Annotated in this window: 19 protein-coding genes; 11 read left to right on the top strand and 8 right to left on the bottom strand. The window is 72.8% G+C overall.

Annotated elements, in window-relative coordinates; all coding sequences use genetic code 11:
• Positions 1 to 14: 14 nt before the first annotated feature.
• The 3 genes from ELX43_RS15520 to ligD are packed head-to-tail and all read left to right on the top strand — an operon-like array spanning position 15 to position 3,520.
• On the top strand, positions 15 to 1,373 hold the full coding sequence (locus ELX43_RS15520; RefSeq protein WP_127784198.1) for a dipeptidase: 1,359 nt from the start codon (positions 15 to 17) through the stop codon (positions 1,371 to 1,373).
• 48 nt (positions 1,374 to 1,421) lie between these two features.
• Positions 1,422 to 2,468, top strand: coding sequence for an ATP-dependent DNA ligase (locus tag ELX43_RS15515; protein WP_127784197.1), 1,047 nt, complete (start codon positions 1,422 to 1,424; stop codon positions 2,466 to 2,468).
• Positions 2,468 to 3,520, top strand: a complete 1,053-nt coding sequence (gene ligD, locus ELX43_RS15510; RefSeq protein ID WP_127784196.1) for a non-homologous end-joining DNA ligase — start codon at positions 2,468 to 2,470, stop codon at positions 3,518 to 3,520. The genes ELX43_RS15515 and ligD overlap by 1 nt, the downstream gene beginning before the upstream one ends.
• On the opposite strand, the gene ELX43_RS15505 is transcribed toward ligD, so the two are convergent.
• Complete coding sequence (locus ELX43_RS15505; protein WP_127784195.1) at positions 3,517 to 4,902, bottom strand: APC family permease; 1,386 nt, start codon at positions 4,900 to 4,902, stop codon at positions 3,517 to 3,519. The two genes, ligD and ELX43_RS15505, sit on opposite strands and share 4 nt — an antisense overlap.
• A 128-nt stretch (positions 4,903 to 5,030) precedes the next feature.
• On the opposite strand from ELX43_RS15505, the gene purL reads away from it, so the two are divergent.
• Entirely contained in the window at positions 5,031 to 7,334 is a 2,304-nt protein-coding gene (purL, locus tag ELX43_RS15500; protein WP_206518037.1) for a phosphoribosylformylglycinamidine synthase subunit PurL, read from the top strand.
• On the opposite strand, the gene ELX43_RS15495 is transcribed toward purL, so the two are convergent.
• On the bottom strand, positions 7,331 to 7,939 hold the full coding sequence (locus ELX43_RS15495) for an SGNH/GDSL hydrolase family protein (RefSeq protein WP_127784194.1): 609 nt from the start codon (positions 7,937 to 7,939) through the stop codon (positions 7,331 to 7,333). The genes purL and ELX43_RS15495 overlap by 4 nt on opposite strands.
• 64 nt (positions 7,940 to 8,003) lie before the next feature.
• On the opposite strand from ELX43_RS15495, the gene ELX43_RS15490 reads away from it, so the two are divergent.
• Complete coding sequence (locus ELX43_RS15490; RefSeq protein WP_127784193.1) at positions 8,004 to 8,390, top strand: sterol carrier family protein; 387 nt, start codon at positions 8,004 to 8,006, stop codon at positions 8,388 to 8,390.
• 11 nt (positions 8,391 to 8,401) lie between these two features.
• Here ELX43_RS15490 and ELX43_RS15485 read toward each other — a convergent pair whose 3' ends face one another.
• Positions 8,402 to 10,288: an alpha/beta hydrolase gene (locus ELX43_RS15485; RefSeq protein WP_127784192.1), complete on the bottom strand. Its 1,887-nt coding sequence runs from the start codon at positions 10,286 to 10,288 to the stop codon at positions 8,402 to 8,404.
• Positions 10,285 to 10,596 (bottom strand): hypothetical protein, encoded by a 312-nt coding sequence (locus tag ELX43_RS15480; RefSeq protein WP_127784191.1) that lies wholly within the window; start codon positions 10,594 to 10,596, stop codon positions 10,285 to 10,287. Before ELX43_RS15480 ends, ELX43_RS15485 begins: the two co-directional genes overlap by 4 nt.
• Positions 10,597 to 10,650: 54 nt before the next feature.
• Between ELX43_RS15480 and ELX43_RS15475 the strand changes: the two genes are divergently transcribed.
• Together ELX43_RS15475 and purF are read left to right on the top strand one after the other, a co-directional pair.
• Positions 10,651 to 11,436: a hypothetical protein gene (locus ELX43_RS15475; protein ID WP_127784190.1), complete on the top strand. Its 786-nt coding sequence runs from the start codon at positions 10,651 to 10,653 to the stop codon at positions 11,434 to 11,436.
• Positions 11,437 to 11,554: 118 nt separating this feature from the next.
• Positions 11,555 to 13,093 (top strand): amidophosphoribosyltransferase, encoded by a 1,539-nt coding sequence (gene purF, locus ELX43_RS15470; RefSeq protein ID WP_127784189.1) that lies wholly within the window; start codon positions 11,555 to 11,557, stop codon positions 13,091 to 13,093.
• Here the strand turns inward: purF and ELX43_RS15465 are convergent.
• Positions 13,090 to 13,704 (bottom strand): TetR family transcriptional regulator, encoded by a 615-nt coding sequence (locus ELX43_RS15465; RefSeq protein ID WP_241249200.1) that lies wholly within the window; start codon positions 13,702 to 13,704, stop codon positions 13,090 to 13,092. The genes purF and ELX43_RS15465 overlap by 4 nt on opposite strands.
• An 84-nt stretch (positions 13,705 to 13,788) precedes the next feature.
• On the opposite strand from ELX43_RS15465, the gene ELX43_RS15460 reads away from it, so the two are divergent.
• The 3 genes from ELX43_RS15460 (at position 13,789) to purM (ending at position 17,527) form a co-directional block, all read left to right on the top strand.
• The gene (locus tag ELX43_RS15460) at positions 13,789 to 14,937 is read left to right on the top strand and encodes an acyl-CoA dehydrogenase family protein (RefSeq protein ID WP_127784188.1); all 1,149 of its coding nucleotides are present in this window, start codon (positions 13,789 to 13,791) and stop codon (positions 14,935 to 14,937) included.
• Positions 14,938 to 15,115: 178 nt separating this feature from the next.
• Positions 15,116 to 16,291, top strand: a complete 1,176-nt coding sequence (locus ELX43_RS15455) for an acyl-CoA dehydrogenase family protein (protein WP_127784187.1) — start codon at positions 15,116 to 15,118, stop codon at positions 16,289 to 16,291.
• Between the two features lie 144 nt (positions 16,292 to 16,435).
• Positions 16,436 to 17,527 carry a phosphoribosylformylglycinamidine cyclo-ligase gene (gene purM, locus ELX43_RS15450; protein WP_127784186.1) on the top strand — a complete coding sequence of 364 codons (1,092 nt, stop codon included), beginning with the start codon at positions 16,436 to 16,438 and terminating at the stop codon, positions 17,525 to 17,527.
• Positions 17,528 to 17,729: 202 nt separating this feature from the next.
• Here purM and ELX43_RS15445 read toward each other — a convergent pair whose 3' ends face one another.
• From ELX43_RS15445 to ELX43_RS15435, 3 genes are all read right to left on the bottom strand, one after another.
• On the bottom strand, positions 17,730 to 17,927 hold the full coding sequence (locus tag ELX43_RS15445; RefSeq protein ID WP_127784185.1) for a DUF3073 domain-containing protein: 198 nt from the start codon (positions 17,925 to 17,927) through the stop codon (positions 17,730 to 17,732).
• Between the two features lie 153 nt (positions 17,928 to 18,080).
• The gene (locus tag ELX43_RS15440) at positions 18,081 to 19,157 is read right to left on the bottom strand and encodes a folate-binding protein YgfZ (RefSeq protein WP_127784184.1); all 1,077 of its coding nucleotides are present in this window, start codon (positions 19,155 to 19,157) and stop codon (positions 18,081 to 18,083) included.
• Positions 19,154 to 19,594, bottom strand: coding sequence for a transcriptional repressor (locus ELX43_RS15435; RefSeq protein ID WP_241249198.1), 441 nt, complete (start codon positions 19,592 to 19,594; stop codon positions 19,154 to 19,156). The genes ELX43_RS15440 and ELX43_RS15435 overlap by 4 nt, the downstream gene beginning before the upstream one ends.
• Before the next feature lie 180 nt (positions 19,595 to 19,774).
• Here ELX43_RS15435 and ELX43_RS15430 point away from each other — a divergent pair, with 180 nt between their 5' ends.
• Positions 19,775 to 20,626, top strand: coding sequence for an aminodeoxychorismate lyase (locus ELX43_RS15430; RefSeq protein ID WP_127784182.1), 852 nt, complete (start codon positions 19,775 to 19,777; stop codon positions 20,624 to 20,626).
• The last annotated feature ends 213 nt before the right edge of the window (positions 20,627 to 20,839 follow it).

Here is a 20,839-nt window from a genome sequence, read left to right as displayed (position 1 = left end):
CTAGGCTCGGGGGCATGACTGCTGCGCTGAGCCCCTCCGAGTCCGAGCTGCGCGAGACCCTGGCGCAGGTGCTGCCCGCGGTCCGGGCCGACCTCGAGGACCTCGTGCGCATCCCCTCGGTGTACGCCGACCCGGCCCGCGCCGCCGACGTGCAGCGCAGCGCCGAGGCCGTGGCCCGGCTGCTGCGCGAGGCCGGCTTCGCCCAGGTGGACGTGGTCAGCGAGGGCGGCGCACCCGCCGTCATCGCCCACCACCCGGCACCGCCCGGAGCGCCGACGGTGCTGCTCTACGCCCACCACGACGTGCAGCCCACCGGCGACGTCACGGCGTGGACCAGTCCGCCGTTCGAGCCCACCGAGCGCGGCGAGCGCCTCTACGCCCGCGGCGCCGCCGACGACAAGGCGGGCATCGCGGCGCACCTGGCTGCGTTCCGCGCCCACGGCGGCGCCCCGCCGGTGGGGGTCACCGTGTTCGTGGAGGGCGAGGAGGAGTCCGGCTCGCCGTCGCTGACCCGGCTGCTGCACACCTACCGCGACCGCCTCGCCGCGGATGCCATCGTCATCGCCGACTCCGCCAACTGGGACGTCGGCGTCCCTGCCCTCACCGTCTCGCTGCGCGGGCTGGCCGACTGCGTCGTCGAGGTCCGCACCCTCGGCCACGCCGTGCACTCCGGGCTGTGGGGCGGGGTGGCGCCGGACGCGCTCACCACCCTGTGCCGGTTGCTGGCGACGCTGCACCACCCCGACGGCTCGGTGGCGGTGGCCGGACTGCCGCAGGGCGAGGCGGCCGACCTGGACTACCCCGAGGAGCGGGTGCGGGCGGAGTCGTCGCTGCTCGACGGCGTGCAGCAGCTGGGCACCGGCTCGGTGGTGTCGCGGCTGTGGAACGGCCCGGCCATCGCCGTCATCGGCATCGACGCCCCCACCGTGGCCGCCTCCTCCAACACGCTGGTGCCGGTGGCCCGGGCCAAGGTGAGCCTGCGCGTCCCGCCGGGCACCGACGCCCACGCGGCGCTGGCCGCGCTCACCGAGCACCTGCGCAGCCACGTCGGCTGGGGCGCTCAGGTGACGGTCACCGGTGGGGAGACCGGCCAGCCCTGCGCCATCGACGCCAGCGGACCGGCCTACGACGCCGCCCGGTCCAGCTTCCGCGACGCCTGGGACGGCACCGAACCGGTGGACATGGGGATGGGTGGCTCCATCCCGTTCATCGCCGAGTTCGTCGACGCCTTCCCGGACGCGGCCGTGCTGGTCACCGGGGTGGAGGACCCCGACACCCGTGCGCACGGCGTGGACGAGGGCCTGCACCTGGCGGAGTTCGAGCGCGTCTGCCTGGCCGAGACCCTGCTGCTGGCCCGCCTCGCCCGGGGCTGAGCCGGCTCTCCCTACCCGGATCCCGGCTGCCTGGGCCAGGATGGGCAGATGGACCTCCCGGTGCGCCCGCCCGTCAAGCCCATGCTGGCCAAGGCCGCCGACGCCGTGCCCGTGCAGGGTGCCGGCGAGCCGATCTGGTCCTACGAGCCCAAGTGGGACGGCTTCCGCTGCATCGTCTTTCGTGACGGCGACGAGGTGGAGCTGGGCTCGCGCAGCGGAAAGTCGCTGACCCGCTACTTCCCCGAGGTGGTGGCGGGGGTGCTCGCCGAGCTGCCGGAGCAGTGCGTGCTGGACGGCGAGATCGTGGTGCCCCGGGAGATCGACGGCCGCACCCGGCTGGACTGGGACTCCCTGAGCCAGCGCATCCACCCTGCCGCCAGCCGCATCGCGCTGCTGGCGGAGCAGACCCCGGCGCAGGTGGTGGGCTTCGACCTGCTGGCGCTGGGTGCGGAGGACCTGACTGCCGAGCCGTTCTCCCGCCGTCGCGAGCTGCTGCTGGGCCTGGGCGTCACCGGGCCCACCTGCCACGTCACCACGGCCACCACCGACGCCGCGATCGCCCAGCAGTGGTTCGCCGAGTTCGAGGGCGCCGGGCTGGACGGGGTGGTGGCCAAGCGGCTCGCCGGGCACTACGCACCGGACCGCCGGGAGATGATCAAGGTCAAGCACCACCGCACCGCCGACTGCGTGGTCATCGGCTACCGGCCGCACAAGAGCGTGCCCGGCATCGGCTCCATGCTGCTCGGCCTCTACGACGGCGACGAGATGCACATGATCGGCGGCGCCTCGGCGTTCACCGCACAGCGGCGCAAGGAGCTGCTCGAGGAGCTGCAGCCGCTGCGCCTGGGGTCGGACGTGGTCCACGAGGGTGAGCCCAACCGGTGGAACGCCCGCGAGGACCACTCCTGGGTGCCGCTGCGACCGGAGCGGGTGGTGGAGGTGGCCTACGACCAGATGGAGGGCGACCGGCTGCGCCACGCCGCCAAGTTCCTGCGCTGGCGCCCCGACCGCACCCCCTCCTCGTGCACCTACGACCAGCTGGACGTGCCCGTCCGGTTCGACCTCGCCGACGTGCTCGCCGATGGAGGCCAGTGATGCCCAGCAAGACGCCCGCAGGAAAGACACCGCCGGAGCTGCTGGACGTCCACGGTGTGGAGGTGCGCCTGAGCAGCCCCGACAAGATCATGTTCCCCGCCCTCGGCGCGGACGGCGGCACCAAGCTGCACCTGGCGCACTACTACCAGGCCGTCGCCGAGTCCGGGGTGATCGTGAACGCGCTGCGCGACCGGCCCACCTACCTGCAGCGCTTCCCCGACGGCATCGAGGGCGAGGAGGTGTACCAGAAGCGGATCCCCGCCAAGCACCCCGACTACCTGCAGACCTGCCAGGTGGCCTTCCCGTCCGGGCGCACCGCCGACGCGCTGCGGGTGCGCCACGCCGCGGAGGTGGTGTGGGCGGCGCAGATGGGCACGGTCACCTTCCACCCGTGGCACGCCCGCTGCACCGACACCGACCACCCCGACGAGCTGCGCATCGACCTCGACCCGCAGCCGGGCACCGCCTTCGCCGAGGCCCGCGCGGTGGCGCTGGAGGTGGTGCAGCCGCTGCTGGACGAGCTCGGGCTGGTGGGGTTCCCCAAGACCTCCGGCGGGCGCGGCCTGCACGTGTACGTGCGGATCGAGCCCCGCTGGACCTTCACCGAGGTGCGCCGCGCCGCCATCGCCCTGGCCCGCGAGGTGGAGCGCGGCGCTGGCGGCAGGGTGACCACGGCGTGGTGGAAGGAGCAGCGCGGCGAGCAGATCTTCGTGGACTTCAACCAGAACGCCCGCGACCGCACCATCGCCAGCGCCTACTCGGTGCGCAAGACCCCGCGGGCCACGGTGAGCACCCCGGTGACCTGGGCCGAGCTGGTGGACGTCGACCCGGACGACTTCACCATGGCCACCGTGCCCGACCTGCTGGCCCGCCGCGGCGACCCGATGGCCGACCTGGACGCCAAGGCGTTCTCCCTGGACACGCTGCTGGAGCTGGCCGAGCGGGACGAGGCCGGCGGGCTCGGCGACCTGCCCTACCCGCCGAACTACCCCAAGATGGCGGGTGAGCCCAAGCGGGTGCAGCCCAGCAAGGACCGCGACCGCCAGGGCTAGCCGGCGTGCTCGGCGGGCGCGGCGGCGGTCGGGTCCTCCTCGGCCGGAGACCGGCGGGTGCCCAGCCGGCTCACCAGGTACAGCACCACCCCGATCGCTACCAGACCGCCGGCGCGCGCCCAGGTGGCCGCGCTCTGCTGGGTCAGTAGCACCACGCAGCTCACCAGCGCCAGCACGGGCAGCACCGTGGGCGTGCGGAAGTAGTCGTGGTCCACCTGCTCCTTGCGCAGCACCAGCACCGCCAGGTTGGTGCTGATGAACACCACGAGCAGCAGCAGCACCACGGTCTCGGCCAGGGTGGCCAGCGAGCCGGTGGTGGCCAGCGCCATGGCCACCACGGTGGTCGCCGCGATGGCCACCCACGGGGTCCTGCGGTGGGTCAGCACGCTGTTCAGCACGCCCGGCAGCAGGCCCTGGTTGGCCATCCCGTAGGCCAGCCGGCTCGCCATGATCATGGTGAGCAGCGCACCGTTGGCCACCGCCACCAGGGCGATGGCACTGAACATCCGGGACGGCACCCCGGCGTCGGCGGCGCTGACCACCTCCAGCAGCGGCCCGGTGGACTGTGCGAGCTGGTCGGGCGGCAGCACGACCGAGACGGCGATGCCCACCAGCACGTAGACGGCACCGGCGGTGAGCAGGGCCCCGAACATGGCCCGCGGGAAGACGCGGCGGACGTCGCGAACCTCCTCGGCCACGTTGGCGGAGGTCTCGAAGCCGACGAAGGAGTAGAACGCCAGCAGCGCCGCGCTGAGCACCGCCAGTGCCGGGGTGGTGTCGGCGTTGAACTCCACCACCCGGCCCAGGTCGCCGTCGCCGCGGCCCAGCACGATGCCGGCGAGCACCACCACCAGCACCAGGCCGCCCACCTCCACCGTCGTCATCACCAGGTTCGCCCGCAGCGACTCCTTGATGCCCCGGGCGTTGAGCAGGGCCACCACCAGCAGGAACACCAGCGCAGCAGGGACCATCGGGACGTCCAGGAAGACGCCGAGGTAGTCGCCGGAGAAGGCCAGGGCCAGCCCGGCGGCGCTGGTCACGCCGGCGGCGAGCATGCAGTAGCCGACCAGGAAGGAGATGAGCGGCTTCTGGTACGCCCGCTGGGCGAAGATCGCGGCACCGCCGGCGCGCGGGTGCTTGGTCACCAGCTCCACGTAGGAGGAGGCCGTCAGCAGCGCCATCGCCAGCGCCACCAGCAGCGGCACCCACACCGCGCCGCCGACCTCGCCCGCCACCTCGCCGACCAGGGCGTAGACCCCGGCGCCGAGGACGTCACCGAGGATGAAGACGTAGAGCAGCGGCCCGGTGATGCCGCGCCGCAGCGTGGTCTCGGCCCGGCTCCCGCCCGTCCCGGCGCTGGCGCCGGGGGATGCTTCGGTCATCGGGGTGCTCCTGCCAGGTGGGAGAGAGGTCGGGCGGAGAAGTTACTCCTTGGTAGCCGGTGGTGTGCTGTGGAGCCCTGACCAGGCGAGTAAGAGGGGTGCTGCGACCCCTCGATAGGCTGTTGCGCGTGCCTGTGCCTGTCGATACCACTGCCAACGCCGCCGAGACTCCCGACCTGGAGCAGCCCTACGCCGCGCTCGGTCTCAAGGACGACGAGTACGCGCGCATCAGGGAGATCCTCGGGCGGCGGCCCACCGACGCCGAGCTGGCCATGTACTCGGTGATGTGGAGCGAGCACTGCTCCTACAAGTCCTCCAAGGTGCACCTGAAGTACTTCGGCGAGACCACCACCGAGCAGATGCGCTCCGGCATGCTCGCCGGCATCGGGGAGAACGCCGGCGTGGTCGACGTCGGCGACGGCTGGGCGGTCACCTTCAAGGTGGAGAGCCACAACCACCCGTCCTACGTGGAGCCCTACCAGGGGGCGGCCACCGGGGTGGGCGGCATCGTCCGCGACATCATGGCCATGGGTGCCCGCCCGATCGCGGTGATGGACCAGCTGCGCTTCGGCAGAGCCGATGCCCCGGACACCAAGCGGCTGGTGCACGGCATCGTCGCCGGCGTCGGTGGCTACGGCAACTCCCTCGGCCTGCCCAACGTGGGCGGCGAGCTGGTTTTCGACGAGTCCTACGCGGGCAACCCGCTGGTGAACGCGCTGTGCGCCGGCGTGATGCGCACCGAGGACCTGCACCTGGCCTTCGCCTCCGGCACGGGCAACAAGATCATCCTGTTCGGCGCCCGCACCGGCCTGGACGGCATCGGCGGCGTCTCGGTGCTGGCCTCGGCCACCTTCGACGGCGACGAGCACGGCGGTGGCCGCAAGAAGCTGCCCGCGGTGCAGGTGGGCGACCCGTTCACCGAGAAGGTGCTCATCGAGTGCTGCCTGGAGCTGTACTCCTCCGGCGTCGTGGTGGGCATCCAGGACCTGGGCGGAGCCGGGCTGTCGTGCGCCACCTCCGAGCTGGCCAGCGCCGGCAGCGGCGGCATGCGCGTGGAGCTGGACGCCGTCCCGCTGCGGGCCACCGGGATGACCCCGGCCGAGGTGCTCTCCAGCGAGTCCCAGGAGCGCATGTGCGCCGTGGTGGCGCCGGAGAACGTGGACGCGTTCATGGCCATCTGCCGCAAGTGGGACGTGCTGGCCACCGTCATCGGCGAAGTCACCGACGGCGACAACCTGGAGATCACCTGGCACGGCGAGACCGTGGTGGACGTGCCGCCGCGCACCGTGGCCCACGAGGGCCCGGTGTACGAGCGCCCCGTGCAGCGTCCGGCCGGCCAGGACGCGCTGGTCGCGAACACCCCGGACACGCTGGCCCGCCCGTCCACCCCGGACGAGCTCAAGGCCACCCTGCTGCAGATGGTGGGCTCGCCGCAGCTGTGCAGCCGCCGCTGGGTGGTGCAGCAGTACGACCGCTACGTCCGCGGCAACACCGTGCTGGCCGAGGCCGCCGACGCCGGCGTGCTGCGCATCGACGAGACCACCGGCCGGGGCATCGCGCTGGCCACCGACGCCAGCGGGCGCTACACCGCGCTGGATCCCTACACCGGGGCGCAGCTGGCGCTGGCCGAGGCGTTCCGCAACGTCGCCACCACCGGTTCCACCCCGGTCGCGGTGACCAACTGCCTGAACTTCGGCTCCCCCGAGGACCCGGGCGTGATGTGGCAGTTCAGCGAGGCCGTGCGCGGCCTGGCCGACGGCTGCGTGCAGCTGGGTATCCCGGTGACCGGCGGCAACGTCAGCTTCTACAACCAGACCGGCACCACCGCCATCCTGCCGACGCCGGTGGTGGGGGTGCTCGGCGTGATCGACGAGGTGGACCGCCGCATCCTCACCGGCTTCGGCAACACCCCCGGCGAGACGCTGATCCTGCTGGGCGAGACCCACGAGGAGCTCGGTGGCTCGATCTGGAGCCAGGTCGTGCACGACCACCTCGGCGGCACCCCGCCCAAGGTGGACCTGGCCCGGGAGCAGCTGCTGGCCGAGATCCTGCTGGCCGGCTCCCGCGACGGACTGATCTCCGCCGCCCACGACCTCTCCGAGGGCGGGCTGGCCCAGGCCGTGGTGGAGGCCGCGCTCAACGGCGACACCGGCTGCCGCATCCTGCTGCCCGAGGGTTCCGACCCGTTCGTGCAGCTGTTCAGCGAGTCCTCCGGCCGCATCCTGGTGGCGGTGCCGCGCAGCGAGGAGCCGCGCTTCACCAGCATGTGCACCAACCGCGGTCTGCCGTGGACGCGCATCGGCGTGGTGGACGAGGGCTCCGACGACATCGAGGTGCAGGGCCAGTTCACCGTGTCGCTGGCCGAGCTGCGGGAGACCTTCGAGGCGACCCTGCCGGCCCTGTTCGGCCAGGACGTGGCGGTGACGTCCTAGCGGAGCAGCGCCGGCTCCATCGCCTCCCAGAAGGCCCGGGTGTAGCGCTGGTAGCCGACGTCGTCGGGGTGGGCGAAGCCGGTGCCGAACTCGGTGACGGTCATGCCCGCGGTCGCGGCCTGCACCGCCACCGGCACCAGTGCGGGGCGGGCGGCCACCACCTCGCGGATGATCGCGGACAGCTCGCGGGCCTCGTCGTCGCCGTGGCCGCCCTGGAAGTCGGGCACGTCGGCGACGAAGGTGCCGTTCGGCAGGGTGTCGCACAACCGGGTGAAGACGTCGCGGAAGCGGTCGGGGTCGGTGTGGGTGGCGTCGTTGGTGCCGATGCAGACGGTCACGACGTCGGGGCGCAGCCGCGCCAGCGCCGGCAGCTGGTCGATCACCAGGTCCTCCAGCCGGGCCCCGCACACCGCGAGGTTGGTGACGGCCACCGAGGCGCCGGTGGCGTCGGTGAGCAGGCCGGCGAGGGTGCTCACGAAGCTCTGTGCCGGTGACCCCGCGCCGTAGCCCTGGGTGAGCGAGTCGCCCAGCGCCAGGTAGTGGATGTCGCCGGGCTGCTCGGCCCGCCTGCCCCAGTACGTCGCCAGGTCGTCGATGCTCAGCACGCGCCAACCCTACGGCGCGGGCACCGGTGAGCCGGCGGGGTGCGCAGTCCTAGGCTTCACGGCCGTGGCTACCCGTGGACCCGTCGACCAGGCCCAGATGCGTGCGGCGGTGCTGGCGGTGCTGCCCTGGCTGGACGACCCACGGGTGCCCGAGCCCGACCGGAGCTCGCTGGCGGCGGCGGTGCGGCTGTCGGCTCGCACGCTGGCCCAGGCCGCGCCGGGCAACAGCGTGGAGGTGCGGGTGCCGCCGTTCGTGGCGGTGCAGTGCATCGCCGGGCCGCGGCACACCCGCGGCACCCCGCCCAACGTGGTGGAGCTCGATCCGCGCACCTGGCTGCTGCTGGTGACGGGACGGACCACCTTTGACGCGGCCCGAGCGCAGGCGCTGCTGCAGTCGTCCGGGACCCGGGCCGAGGAGATCGCTCACTGGCTGCCGCTGCTGCGTCCTTAGGCCAGCAGCCCTTAGCCGAGCAGCCCCAGCACGCCCTTCACCGCCTTCACGGGGGCAGTGAGCACCTCCGCACGGTCGCCGACGATGGATGCCGCGGCGTCGGCGGCGTCGCCCACCATCTCCTTGCCGGTGGCGGCCACGCTTCGCCTCGCGTCGTCGAGATCGCCCTGCAGCAGCTCTCCCACGGTGCGCGCGGTGCCGTGGGCGACGTCTCCGGCAGCCTCGAGCCCCGCCAAGGCCAGCGCCTTCGGGGCTGCGGTGTCCCACGGCTTGGCCGCGGTGACGTCGTCGTAGTCGCCGGTGGAGATGGCCGCCAGGTTGCGCAGCGACGGCGTGCCCTCGTGGTAGTAGCCGCCGTGGGCGTTCTCGAGGATGTCCGTGCTGGTGGCCTCGAACTGCCGGCTGCCGAACCCAGGGTCGTAGGGGCCGACGCCCGAGGGCAGGCTGGTGAGGCCGCTGCCCCGGGTGAGCTGGACCACCGGGTCGTGCTCGGCCGAGCCTGCCCACACGTGGCCCCGGCCGGGGGAGAGCTGGTCCGCCGAGGTCGCACCGACGCCGGGTGACCCGACCAGGGCCACGTCGTCGGCCGCCAGCCCGTGCTGCGCGGCGAAGCCCACCACGGTGCTGCCGTAGGAGTGACCCACCACGGTGACGTGCTGCGGCGGGCCGACCTGCGCCGCCCCAGCCGCGGCCCGCCACCCCGCCACGTCGCCGACCAGCGTGGGCGCGCCCTTCTCGGCGTTGCCCGTCTGGGCCACCGCCTGCACGTCACCAATGCTGTCCGGGGCGTCGTAGTCCACCCACTGCACGGTCGCGTGCGAGCCGCCGGGGTCGCGCTCGTCCATGGCCCGGCGCAGGGCCGCGGCCTGGTCGAGGCCGGGGCTGCCCGGACCCGACGAGGTCCCCGGGACGGCAACGGCGACGTGCTTGGCCAGCGAGGGGTCGCCGAAGGAGATGGCCAGCCCGCCGGGGCCGGTGGAGCGGTAGCTGAGCAGCTGCACCGGCCCGGTCCCCGGAGACTGTGCCGCCATGGCCTGCGCGCTGCGAACAGCGTCGTCCACCTGCTGGGTGCGCTGCAGCAGCTGCTCCGCGGTGGCCCGGTCCAGCGCGGCTGCGCGCACCTCGGGTGGGAAGCTGCCCAGCAGCATCGCGTCGGGCGTGCCGGACAGCCCGAGCTCGCGCAGCCGCCGATCGGCGTCGTCCAGCTGCTGCTGGGCGGAGTCGTGGTCGCGACGCAGCCGGGCGCGGTTCACCTCGTCCAGGACGGCCGGCGGCAGCCCGTCCAGCTCGCTCAGCGCGTCGGGGTGCTGGGAGCGCAGGCTGGCCTGCTGCTCGGTGGTCAGGCTCTTCCACCACGCGGCGACGGCAGCGGGCTGCGTTCCCGGCGCGGGCAGCGCGGCGTCGCCGGGAGTGCTGGCCGAGGCGCCCACCGCGGGCTGCACCGCCAGCCCGTCGAAGGCGCGGGCGATGCGGTCCAGCTCGCCGCGGTGGATGGACTGCACCTCCTTGAGCCGGCTGTGGACGTTCTCGGTGACCAGCTCGAACAGGGGAGGGTTTGCCGGCAGCAGCACCTGGGAGGCCCGCTGCCACTCCTGCATGAGCACACCGGCCACCTGGTGCACGCGCTGCTGCTCGGTGGCCAGCTCGCCCAGCAGCCGGGCGGCCGCGCTGAGGTCGTCGTCGGCGCGGCCGAGGTCGGTGCTGCGCTGGTCCAGGCTGCGCAGCGCACTCGCGGAGCCCAGCCCGGCGAACCACAGGGTCACCAGCTGTCCGCGGGTGTCGGCCACCGTGCGCAGCTCGGCGGCCAGGGCGCTGCGGCCCCCGGCCACGGTGGTGGCTGGGCCTGCACCGAGGTTTCCGCTGGTCAGCTCGGCGTAGACGGTGCGCGGGTCGCTCATCGCTGGGTCATCCCGCGCATCCGCCCCAGCTGGTCCGCCAGCCCCTGGTCGACGCCGGCGTACGTCGCGCCGGCCGCGCCCACCAGCTGGGAGAAGCGCTGCAGGTCGACGCTGGTGGTGCGCACCGCGGCCGAGACCCGGTCGGCGAAGCGCTGCACCGCCAGGACCAGCGCCTCCCCGTCCGGGGTGCCGGCGTCACCCGGGGTCAGCTGCAGCTGACCGAGACCCTCCGCCCCTGACCTGGCCGACCCGCCCAGCGGGGCCAGCCCCTGTAGTCCCGCAACGTCGATGCCCACCCCGGTTGTCATGCCCGTGGGACGGAACGCTCCCACGGACGGTTCCGGGCTGGCAGCATTGCAGCCATGACTGCTGCCGCTCCCGGACCGCCCACCCGGGAGGCCTACCTCTCCACGATCGGGGCCGCGCTGCAGGTCCTCACTGCGGCCGATCCCGCCCGCCCGGTGGTGCTCGGGCCCGGCACCGACGTGGCGGAGGTGATGAGCTGGGCCGCCGTGTTTGCCACCGGGGTGACCGAGCAGCTGTCCTCCACGGCGCTGGTGCCTCGGCGCGCCCCCGAGCAGGCCAAGCCGCTGGACGTGGCCGGGGAGAAGCTGCTGGGTGCGCTGTCGCGCTCCCCGAGCCGCCGGCCGTGCTGGTCGCCGTCGCCGGCCGTGGCGCCGCAGGCCGGGTTCTGGCTGCGGCGCAGCGCGCACGCGCTGAGCGTTCGCGCGTGGCAGGTGCAGGTGGCGATGGAGGTGCCCGCCGCGCTGCCCCCGTGGCTGCTGCTGGACGGCATCGACGAGCACCTCACGGTGCTGCTGGCCACCGCGGCCGCCGAGCCCGGGTCCGCCACCGCCGAGGCGGCGGGCACGGTGGCGGTGCGCTGCACCGACGTGCCGGCGAGCTGGACCCTCCGGCTCGATCCCGGCGCGGTCCCGCTGCCCCTCGGCGTGCCCACCGGCCTCGTCGACCCGGCCGGGCACGTGGCGCCGGAGTCGGTCTCGCGCCGGGGTGCGGCCAGTGGCGCGGCGTCGGAGGCGGTGCTGGCGGCAGACGCGGCCACGCTCCGGCTCGGGCTGGCCGGCATGGTGGTGCTGCCCCGGGGCACGGGCTCGCCCGAGCTGCTGGCGGGACTGCGGGTGCGGTGACCTCCTGCGGCGCCGTCGCCGCTGGTGGTGGGCATCACTGGAGCCCGGTCGGCGCGCAGCGTGTCAGGCCGTAGACTCGGTTGTGCCCCAGGTCCTATCTGTGAGGGAGCGCCACCCGGTGGTCAAAGCTGAACACTCGCCAGCCGCGCAGGACAGCCCCGCTGCGCTGGAGGACGACAGCCCTCGGGAGGAGTGCGGCGTCTTCGGTGTCTGGGCGCCCGGTGAGGACGTCGCCAAGCTCACCTACTACGGGCTCTACGCCCTGCAGCACCGCGGCCAGGAGGCCGCCGGCATCGCCGTGGCCGACGGCACGCAGGTGCTGGTGTTCAAGGACCTCGGGCTGGTCAGCCAGGTGTTCGACGAGCAGACCCTGAGCGCGCTGCGCGGGCACGTCGCCGTCGGGCACACCCGGTACTCCACCACCGGCGTCACCAGCTGGGACAACGCCCAGCCCACCTTCCGCACCACCGCCGCCGGAACCGGAATCGCCCTGGGCCACAACGGCAACCTGGTGAACACCGCCGAGCTCTCCCAGCGCACCCGTGAGCTGGGCCTGCTGCCTCCGCGCGGCGGCATGAACTCCACCACCGACTCCGACGTGGTCGCGGGACTGCTGGCGCACGCCGCGGCCGACTCCACCGTGGAGCAGGCCGCCATGGCGCTGCTGCCCACCCTGCGCGGCGCCTTCTGCCTGGCCTTCATGGACGAGAACACCCTCTACGCCGCCCGTGACCCGCAGGGCGTGCATCCGCTGTGCCTGGGCCGGCTGGAGCGAGGCTGGGTGGTGGCCAGCGAGACCGCGGCCCTCGACATCGTCGGCGCCTCCTTCGTCCGCGAGATCGAGCCCGGTGAGCTGCTGGCCATCGACGCCGACGGCCTGCGCTCCACCCGCTTCGCCCAGGCCGAGCCCAAGGGGTGCGTGTTCGAGTACGTCTACCTCGCCCGCCCGGACACCACCATCGCCGGGCGCTCCGTGCACTCCACCCGGGTGGAGATCGGCCGGCTGCTGGCGCGCGAGCACCCCGCCGAGGGCGACCTGGTCATCCCGGTGCCGGAGTCGGGCACCCCCGCCGCGATCGGCTACGCCCAGGAGTCGGGCATCCCCTACGGGCAGGGCCTGGTCAAGAACTCCTACGTCGGGCGCACCTTCATCCAGCCCTCGCAGACCATCCGCCAGCTCGGCATCAGGCTCAAGCTCAACCCGCTCAAGGAGATCATCCGCGGCAAGAAGCTCGTGGTGGTGGACGACTCCATCGTCCGCGGCAACACCCAGCGGGCCCTGGTGCGGATGCTGCGCGAGGCCGGTGCCCTCGAGGTGCACGTGCGCATCGCCTCCCCGCCGGTGCGCTGGCCCTGCTTCTACGGCATCGACTTCGCCAGCCCGGCCGAGCTCATCGCCAACGGCCTGGACACCGCCGACGGAATCTTCGAGGGTGTGCGCCGGGCCATCGGCGCCGACTCCCTGGGCTACGTGTCTATCGACGGGATGGTGGAGGCCACCGAGCAGCCCCGCGACCGGTTGTGCTCGGCCTGCTTCGACGGGCACTACCCGATCCCGCTGGCTCGCGAGACGAAGATCGACGAGAACGTGCTGGGCGACATGCTGGACAGCGCCGCGGAGGACCTGGTCCGCTCGGTCGACGCCGCCATCCGCTAGCCGGGCTGCTGGCTCGAGCCGGCTGCCCGCCGCTGGTCCAGCCGCAGGCGCAGGCCGTCCACCAGGGCCACCAGCGCCAGCTCCACCGCGTCGGCGTCCACCCGGCTGCGGTGGCTGGCCAGGCGGTGGGCGTTGCCCAGGTTGGGGTAGCGGCCCGCGTACAGCTCCGGGTCGGCCGGAAACCCCGCCGCGATCGACCCCGACGCCGCGCCCATCACCAGGAACTTCACCGCGGCCGCGATCTCGGTGGCCTCGCGCGGCGTCCATCCCGCAGCCACCAGCCCGCCGTGCACGCGGTCGATGCGGCGCAGCGCCGCGTCCGAGCTGCCCGGAGAGCTGACGAAGAGCGGGGCGAGCGCGGGGTGCGCGGCCAGTGCGGCGTGGTACGTGCGGCCCCACCGCAGCAGCGCCTCGTCCCAGGCGTGCTCGCCGAACCAGGACGCGTCCGCGCCGGCCCCCACCTGCTCCACCAGGGAGTCCAGCAGCTCCGTCTTGCCCGCCACGTGGTGGTACAGCGAGGGGGCCTGCACGCCCAGCTCCGTGGCCAGCCGACGCATGCTCAGCGCAGCCAGGCCCTCGGTGTCGATCAGCTCGAGGGCGGCCTCGCGCACTCTTTGGGGGTTGACGTCACGCACGGGCCCCAGCGTAACCTAACGGTGTTAGGCACGGCTGGAGATCGGCGGAGGGAGACCCGCGTGGACCTCACGTTGTCCGAGGAGCACCAGGCCCTGAAGGAGTCGGCGGCAGCGTTCGTCGACAAGGAAGTGGTGCCCTTCGCCGCGGAGTGGGACCGCGCCGAGCAGGTCGACCGCGCCATCGTGGGCAAGCTGGGCCGAGCCGGGCTGCTGGGCCTGGGGGTGCCCGAGGAGCTGGGCGGGTCCGGTGGCGACATGTTCGCCTACTGCCTGGCCATCGAGGAGCTGGGCCGGGGCGACCAGGCCATCCGCGGCATCGTCAGCGTCTCCCTGGGCCTGGTGGGCAAGAGCATCGCCCGCTTCGGCACCCCGGAGCAGCAGGAGCGCTGGCTGCCCGGCATCTGCTCGGGGGAGATGGTGGGCTGCTTCGGCCTCACCGAGCCCGGGGTGGGCTCCGACGCCGGCAACCTCACCACCAAGGCGGTCCGCGACGGCGGCGATTACCTGATCACCGGCTCCAAGCAGTTCATCACCAACGGCAACTGGGCCGACGTCGCGCTGGTGATGGCCCGCACCGGCGGCGAGGGCGGCCGCGGGGTGAGCGCCTTCCTCGTGCCCACCGACTCCGCCGGCTTCTCCACCACCAAGATCACCGACAAGCTGGGCCTGCGCGGGCAGGACACCGCGGCGCTGCACCTGGACGCCGTGCGGGTGCCCGCCTCGGCCATGCTCGGCGAGGAGGGCCGCGGGTTCACCGTGGCGATGACCGCGCTGGACCGCGGTCGCACCTCCATCGCCGCCTCGGCCGTGGGTCTGTCCACCGCGTGCCTGGACGCTGCGCTGGACTACGCCGCCAGCCGTGAGCAGTTCGGCCGCACCATCGCCGGGCACCAGCTGGTGCAGCAGCTGCTGGTGGAGACACAGGTGGAGCGCGACGCCGCCCGGCTGCTGGTGTGGCGTGCCGCCGACCTCTGCGACCGCGGTCAGCCCTTCCGGGCGGAGGCCTCCGCCGCCAAGTACTACGCCGCCGAGTCCGCGGTGCGGGCGGCCAACCGCTGCCTGCAGGTGTTCGGTGGCTACGGCTTCGTGGAGGAGTACCCGCTGGCCAAGTACCTGCGCGACGCGCGCGTGCTCACCCTCTACGAGGGCACCACCCAGGTGCAGACCCTGCTGCTGGGCCGCGCACTCACCGGCGTCAGCGCCTTCTAGCCCACCCAGCCTTCTAGCCCACCCAGCCTTCTAGCCCACCCAGCCTTCTAGCCCACCCAGCCTTCTAGCCCACCCAGCCTTCTAGCCCACCCAGCCTTCTAGCCCACCCAGCCTTCTAGCCCACCCAGCGTTCTAGCCCACCCAGTCTGCTCGCTCCCTCTGACGCAAAGGAACTCTGATGGTCGACTTCTCGATCTCTGACGAGGAGCGCGCGATGCGCTCCACCGTGCGCACCTTCGTGGAGCGTGAGCTGATCCCGCTGGAGAGCGAGATCATGCGTCGCGGCCGGGAGGGCGGCCCCAACGCCGTCACCTCCGACGAGATGGCCGAGCTGCAGGCCAAGGCCAAGACGTTCGACCTGTGGGGGCTGAGCACCCCGGAGGAGTACGGCGGCCTGGCCCTGCCGGCGGTCACCCGATCGCTGGTGGAGATGGAGTTCGGGCGCAGCTTCATCTGGTTCCGCCCGGGCGGCGAGACCGACAACATCCTCTTCTACTGCAACCCCGAGCAGGCCGAGAGCTACCTCAAGCCGGCGATCTCCGGGGAGCGCAAGTCCTGCTTCGCCATCACCGAGCCGGGTGCCGGCTCCGACGCCGCGAACATCCGGACCTCCGCCAAGCGGGACGGCGACGACTGGATCATCAACGGCGAGAAGGTCTTCATCACCGGCGGCAACGACTCCGACTTCATCATCTGCATCGCGGTCACCGACTCGGACAAGGGCACCAAGGGGGGATTCACGGCGTTCCTGGTGGACCGCGAGATGGGCTACACCACCTCGCCCATCGAGACGATGGGCTCGGCGCGGCCGGCCACCATCGTGCTGGACAACGTGCGGGTGCCGGGCAGCAACGTCCTGGGCGAGGTGGGTCAGGGCTGGGAGCTGGCGATGGCGTGGATCGGTAAGGGCCGCTACCTCATCCCCTCCCGCGCGGTGGGCGGCGCCGAGCGGCTGCTGTCGCTGGCGCTGCAGCAGGCCAACGACCGCACCACCTTCGGCAAGCCGATCGGCGCCAACCAGGCAGTCGCGTGGATGATCGCCGACTCCGACGTGGAGCTGGAGGCCGCGCGCTGGCTGGTGCTCAAGGCGGCGTGGAACGTCGACCAGGGCCTGGACTCCCGGCACGACAGCGCCATCGCCAAGCTCTACGGGACGAACATGATCAACCGCGTGGTGGACCGAGTCATGCAGATCCACGGCGGCATGGGCTACACCCGGGAGATGCCCATCGAGCAGTGGTACCGCGACGTGCGGCTGTGGCGGATCTTCGAGGGCACCGACGAGATGCAGAGGCTGATCATCAGCCGGGACTTGCTGCGGGGATACACCAAGGTCGGCGGCCAGCTCGCGTAGCGCAGCGGAGCGGGCTCGCGTGGCGCAGCGGCGCGGGGCTGACCTGGCGTGGGTCCGGTTTCGGGACGGAGAATAGGGTCGCCAGCGGGTACTCCGGTACCGTTGCGGCGCATCCCGCAACGAATGATCCGGAGCTTCCCTGCCATGAGCGACCACCCGCACGATCCTGCTGAGTCCTCCTCGGCGGGCGCCTCCTACGCCGCGGCCGGCGTGGACATCGCGGCTGGGGACCGGGCGGTGGAGCTGTTCGCCCCGTCTGCTCGGCGCGCCAGCCGTCCGGAGGTGCTGGGTGGTCTCGGTGGCTTCGCCGGGCTGTTCGCCCTGAAGCCCGGTCACTACCGCGAGCCGGTCCTGGCTGCCTCCACCGACGGGGTGGGCACCAAGATCGCCGTGGCGCAGGCCATGGACAAGCACGACACGGTGGGCCTGGACCTGGTGGCCATGGTGGTGGACGACCTCGTGGTCTCCGGTGCCGAGCCGCTGTTCCTGCAGGACTACATCGCGGTGGGCAAGGTCGTGCCCGAGCGGGTGGCCGAGATCGTCGCCGGCATCGCCGAGGGCTGCGTGCTGGCCGGCTGTGCCCTGCTGGGCGGAGAGACCGCCGAGCACCCCGGACTGATGCCCGACGACGCCTACGACATCTCCGCCACCGGCGTGGGGGTCGTGGAGGCGGACTCGATCCTCGGTCCCGACCGCGTGCGTCCCGGCGACGTGGTGATCGCCATGGGTTCCTCCGGCCTGCACTCCAACGGCTACTCGCTGGCCCGCAAGGTCCTGCTGGACATCGCCGCGATGCCCCTGCACGGACACGTGGAGGAGTTCGGCCGCACGGTGGGCGAGGAGATGCTCGAGCCGACCCGCATCTACGCCAAGGACTGCCTGGCGCTCATCGCCGAGACCCAGGTGCGCACCTTCTGCCACGTCACCGGTGGTGGCCTGGTCGCCAACCTCGAGCGCGTGGTGCCGAAGGGTCTGGTGGCCGAGCTCGACCGAGGCACCTGGAGCCCTGCGCCGGTGTTCGGCGTGATCGCCCACCGCGGCCGCGTGGAGCGTGCCGAGATGGAGAAGACCTTCAACATGGGCATCGGCATGGTTGCCATCGTCGGTCCCGAGGACGCTGACCGGGCGCTGGCCGTGCTCACCGCCCGCCACGTGCCCTCCTGGGTGCTGGGCTCGGTGCAGAAGGCCACCGACTCCGCCCGGGCCTCCCTGGTGGGCGAGCACCCCCGCTTCTAGCGGTCTCGGTGCTCAGCGGTCCCCGCCAGGCGGGGTGCCGCCCCGTAGCGTCATCGCCAGGCGCCTGCTGCACCCGGACGCCAAGAAGCACCACACCCGCCATACCACCGGATGGGGGATGGCGGGTGTGGTTGCTATGAGTCAGAGGTTTAGTCCTGCAGGATCGAAAGCGCGAAGACTGGGCCGGTGCTCAGCGGGAAGCTCAAGGCTTCCAGTCGTCCTCTTCCTCCCAGGGGGGCCGGACATCATCGGCCTCGGTGCGCCTGGGGTGCACCCGGAGCGAGTCCGGTCCGTGCCCAGAGAGCTCTCGTTGAAGTGTCTCGAAGTCAGTGTTCGGAGAGCTGTACTTGAGCTCTCGCGCAACCTTGGTCTGCTTCGCCTTAGCCCGGCCGCGGCCCATGGCTCGACCCCCTCGCGCAAGGACGGGGCGGCCAGGGGATTCGGCGGCCCCGTTCGATTGTGTGTTTCTTCCTACGACACACCATACCGTGCCCCGGCCGCTGCTGACGACACGAAGCGCGGCACCTCACTCGGGTGAGCAGGGGCTGCTGCGTCAGCGTCCCCGCAGCCGGCTGAGCGCGGCCCGCCCGGCCTGCACCTCGGTGTCCTCGGTCACCGAGTCCGGGTCGATCGCCGCCGCCGAGGGCCCGGCCACGAGCTCGGTGTCCGCCGGCACGGTCCGCTTGACCAGCGCCAACGCGATCGGTCCCAGCTCGTGGTGCTCGGCCACGGTGCCGACCCGGCCGACGACCCGGCCGGCGGCAGTCACGTCGTCGCCGGTCTGCGGGCGGGCATCTGCAGAGCCGTCCAGGTGCAGCAGGACCAGCCGCCGTGGTGGCTTGCCCAGGTTGTGCACTCGCGCCACGGTCTCCTGCCCCCGGTAGCACCCCTTGTCCAGGTGCACGGCGCGGTGGATCCAGCCGGCCTCGTGCGGGATGGTGCGCTCGTCGGTGTCCACGCCGGCGCGGGGCCTGCCCTGCTCCACCCGCAGCGCCTCGTGGGCCCAGGAGCCGGCAGGTCGCGCACCGGCCTCGGTGAGGCGCTGCCACCAGGTGGCGAGCGCGGCGCGGGGGACCACGACGTCGGCGGCGTGCGAGCCCGCAGGCGCGGGCATCCGCCGCACGAAGCCGCCGCCCGGCAGGGCACGCACTCCGTGCACCTCGGCGGGCAGCTCCAGCAGCTGGTCCGCCGTGGGTCCGAGGACGGTCAGGACGGCCAGCTCGTCGCTGGCGTCACGGGGGGCGACGTCGGCCCAGAACACCATCTTCTGCAGGTAGGCGAGCAGGCTCTGCGTGCTGGTCGGCTCGGTGTCGATCCAGGTGGTGCCGTCGAGGTCGGCGAGCACCAGGTGGTGCTCCACCCGGCCGTTGACGTCCAGGATCAGCGCCTCGGTGCCCTGCCCGTCGGCGAGGCCGAGAACGTGCTGGCTGGTCAGCGAGTGCAGCCACGACCGCCGCTCACCGCCGGGCACGGCGATCACCCCGCGGTTGCTGCGGTCGACCACCACGGCGCGGGTGGTGGCGGCCCGCTGCTCACCGAACGGGTCGCCGTAGTGCCAGGCGACCCCCACGTCGGGGGAGTCCTCTGCGGCGGGGGTGGCTCCGGGCGTGGACAGCAGCGGCGAGGTCACACCGGCTCCTCAGGGTTGCGGGTGGTGTGGCCCTGGCCGGGCACGGGCTGGTCGGCAGGCGCGGGTTGGCTGGCGCAGTTGGCGCACTGCCCGGACAGGGCGAGGTGAGCGGGATCGAGGGTGAAGCCGCGGGTGGCGGCGAGCGTGGCAGCCAGCGGCTCGAGCAGCTCCGGCTCCACCTCGATCACCTGCTGGCAGGAGTGGCAGACCAGGTGGACGTGCTCGTGCGGGTCGCAGGAGTAGGTGGGGGCCCCGTGGCCGAGGTGGGTGTGGCGGACCAGCCCGATCTGCTCGAGCAGGTCGAGCGTGCGGTACACGGTGCTGATGTTCACCGCCGGCGACTGCTGCTGCACCTCGGCGCAGATGGCTTCCGGGGTGGCGTGGCCGAGCGTGCGAACGGCGTCGAGGACCATCTGCCGCTGCGGCGTCATGCGCATGCCGCGCTGGTGCAGCGTCCCTCGGAGACCTGTTCCTCTCAGCTCCGTGCCTGCCTTGCCCACGCTGCTCATCCTAGGCTCCGGGTCGCCCGTCCGGGTGCCTAGGCAACGCCAGGGGCACCAGACACCCGCCCCTGGCGATCCGGTGGCGCGGCGGTCTGCCGACAGTAGGGTGCAGAGATGGCCGTGCAGGTAGTGGTGACGCTGGACGAGAAGGTGCTTGATCCCGACGAGCCGCTGCTGCGGGCGGACGACCTCGGCGCGGTGCGTGGCGACGGGGTGTTCGAGACCTTGCTGGTGCGCCGCGGGGTTGCCCGCGAGCAGGAGCGTCACCTGGCCAGGCTGGCCCGCTCTGCCGCGATGCTGCACCTACCCGAGCCGGACCTGGACCAGTGGCGGCGCTGCGTGCGGACGGTGATCGAGCTGTGGCGGGGCGACGAGGACTTCGCCCTGCGGCTCATCCTCACCCGGGGCCGGGAGAACGGCGGACCCTGCACGGGCTACGCCACGGCCTCACCGGTCAGCGCCACTGCCCTGGAGCAGCGGGTCGCCGGAGTCTCTGCCCTCACCCTCACCCGTGGCGTGGCCAGGGACGCTGCGCAGCAGGCCCCCTGGCTGCTGCTGGGGGCCAAGTCGCTGTCCTACGCGACGAACATGGCCGCCCAGCGCCACGCGCAGGAGCAGGGCGCTGACGACGTGATCTACACCAGCACCGACGGCTTCGTGCTCGAGGGGCCGACCTCGTCGGTGGTGCTGGCGACCGGGCGGACGCTCTGCACGCCGCCGGTGGATGCGGGCATCCTGCCGGGCACCACCCAGGCGGCGCTGTTCCGGCAGGCGGAGCTGGCTGGGTGGACCTGCGAGGTGCGCCCGGTGCCCACGCCGGAGCTGCTGGCCGCGGACGGAGTCTGGCTGGCCTCCAGCGTGCGCCTGCTGGCGCGGGTGCACACGCTCGACGGAGTGCCGCTGCCGCACGCGGAGCGCGCCCAGGAGCTGACCGGCCAGCTGCAGGACCTGCTCGACCAGGCATGACGCGCACCTCCGTCAAGTGTGACGCAGACCACTGGTTCGCCGTGGGCAAAACCCGTTGCCGGACCCGCGCGGCCGGGCGTAGTTTCTGGGTACACGAGAGAGGAGGTGGTCCGAAGTTGATGAATTCTTGGACGCGTGAGGTGGCTGTCAGCTAGCCGCTAGTGCCCACGGGTTTGCCCCTGCGACAGCGGCCGGCGAATCCCAGGCAGCTAC

The organism is Rhodococcus sp. X156, from assembly GCF_004006015.1.
In the GTDB taxonomy this organism is placed as follows: domain Bacteria; phylum Actinomycetota; class Actinomycetes; order Mycobacteriales; family Mycobacteriaceae; genus X156.
This window is presented reverse-complemented; position numbering and strand designations above follow the sequence as displayed.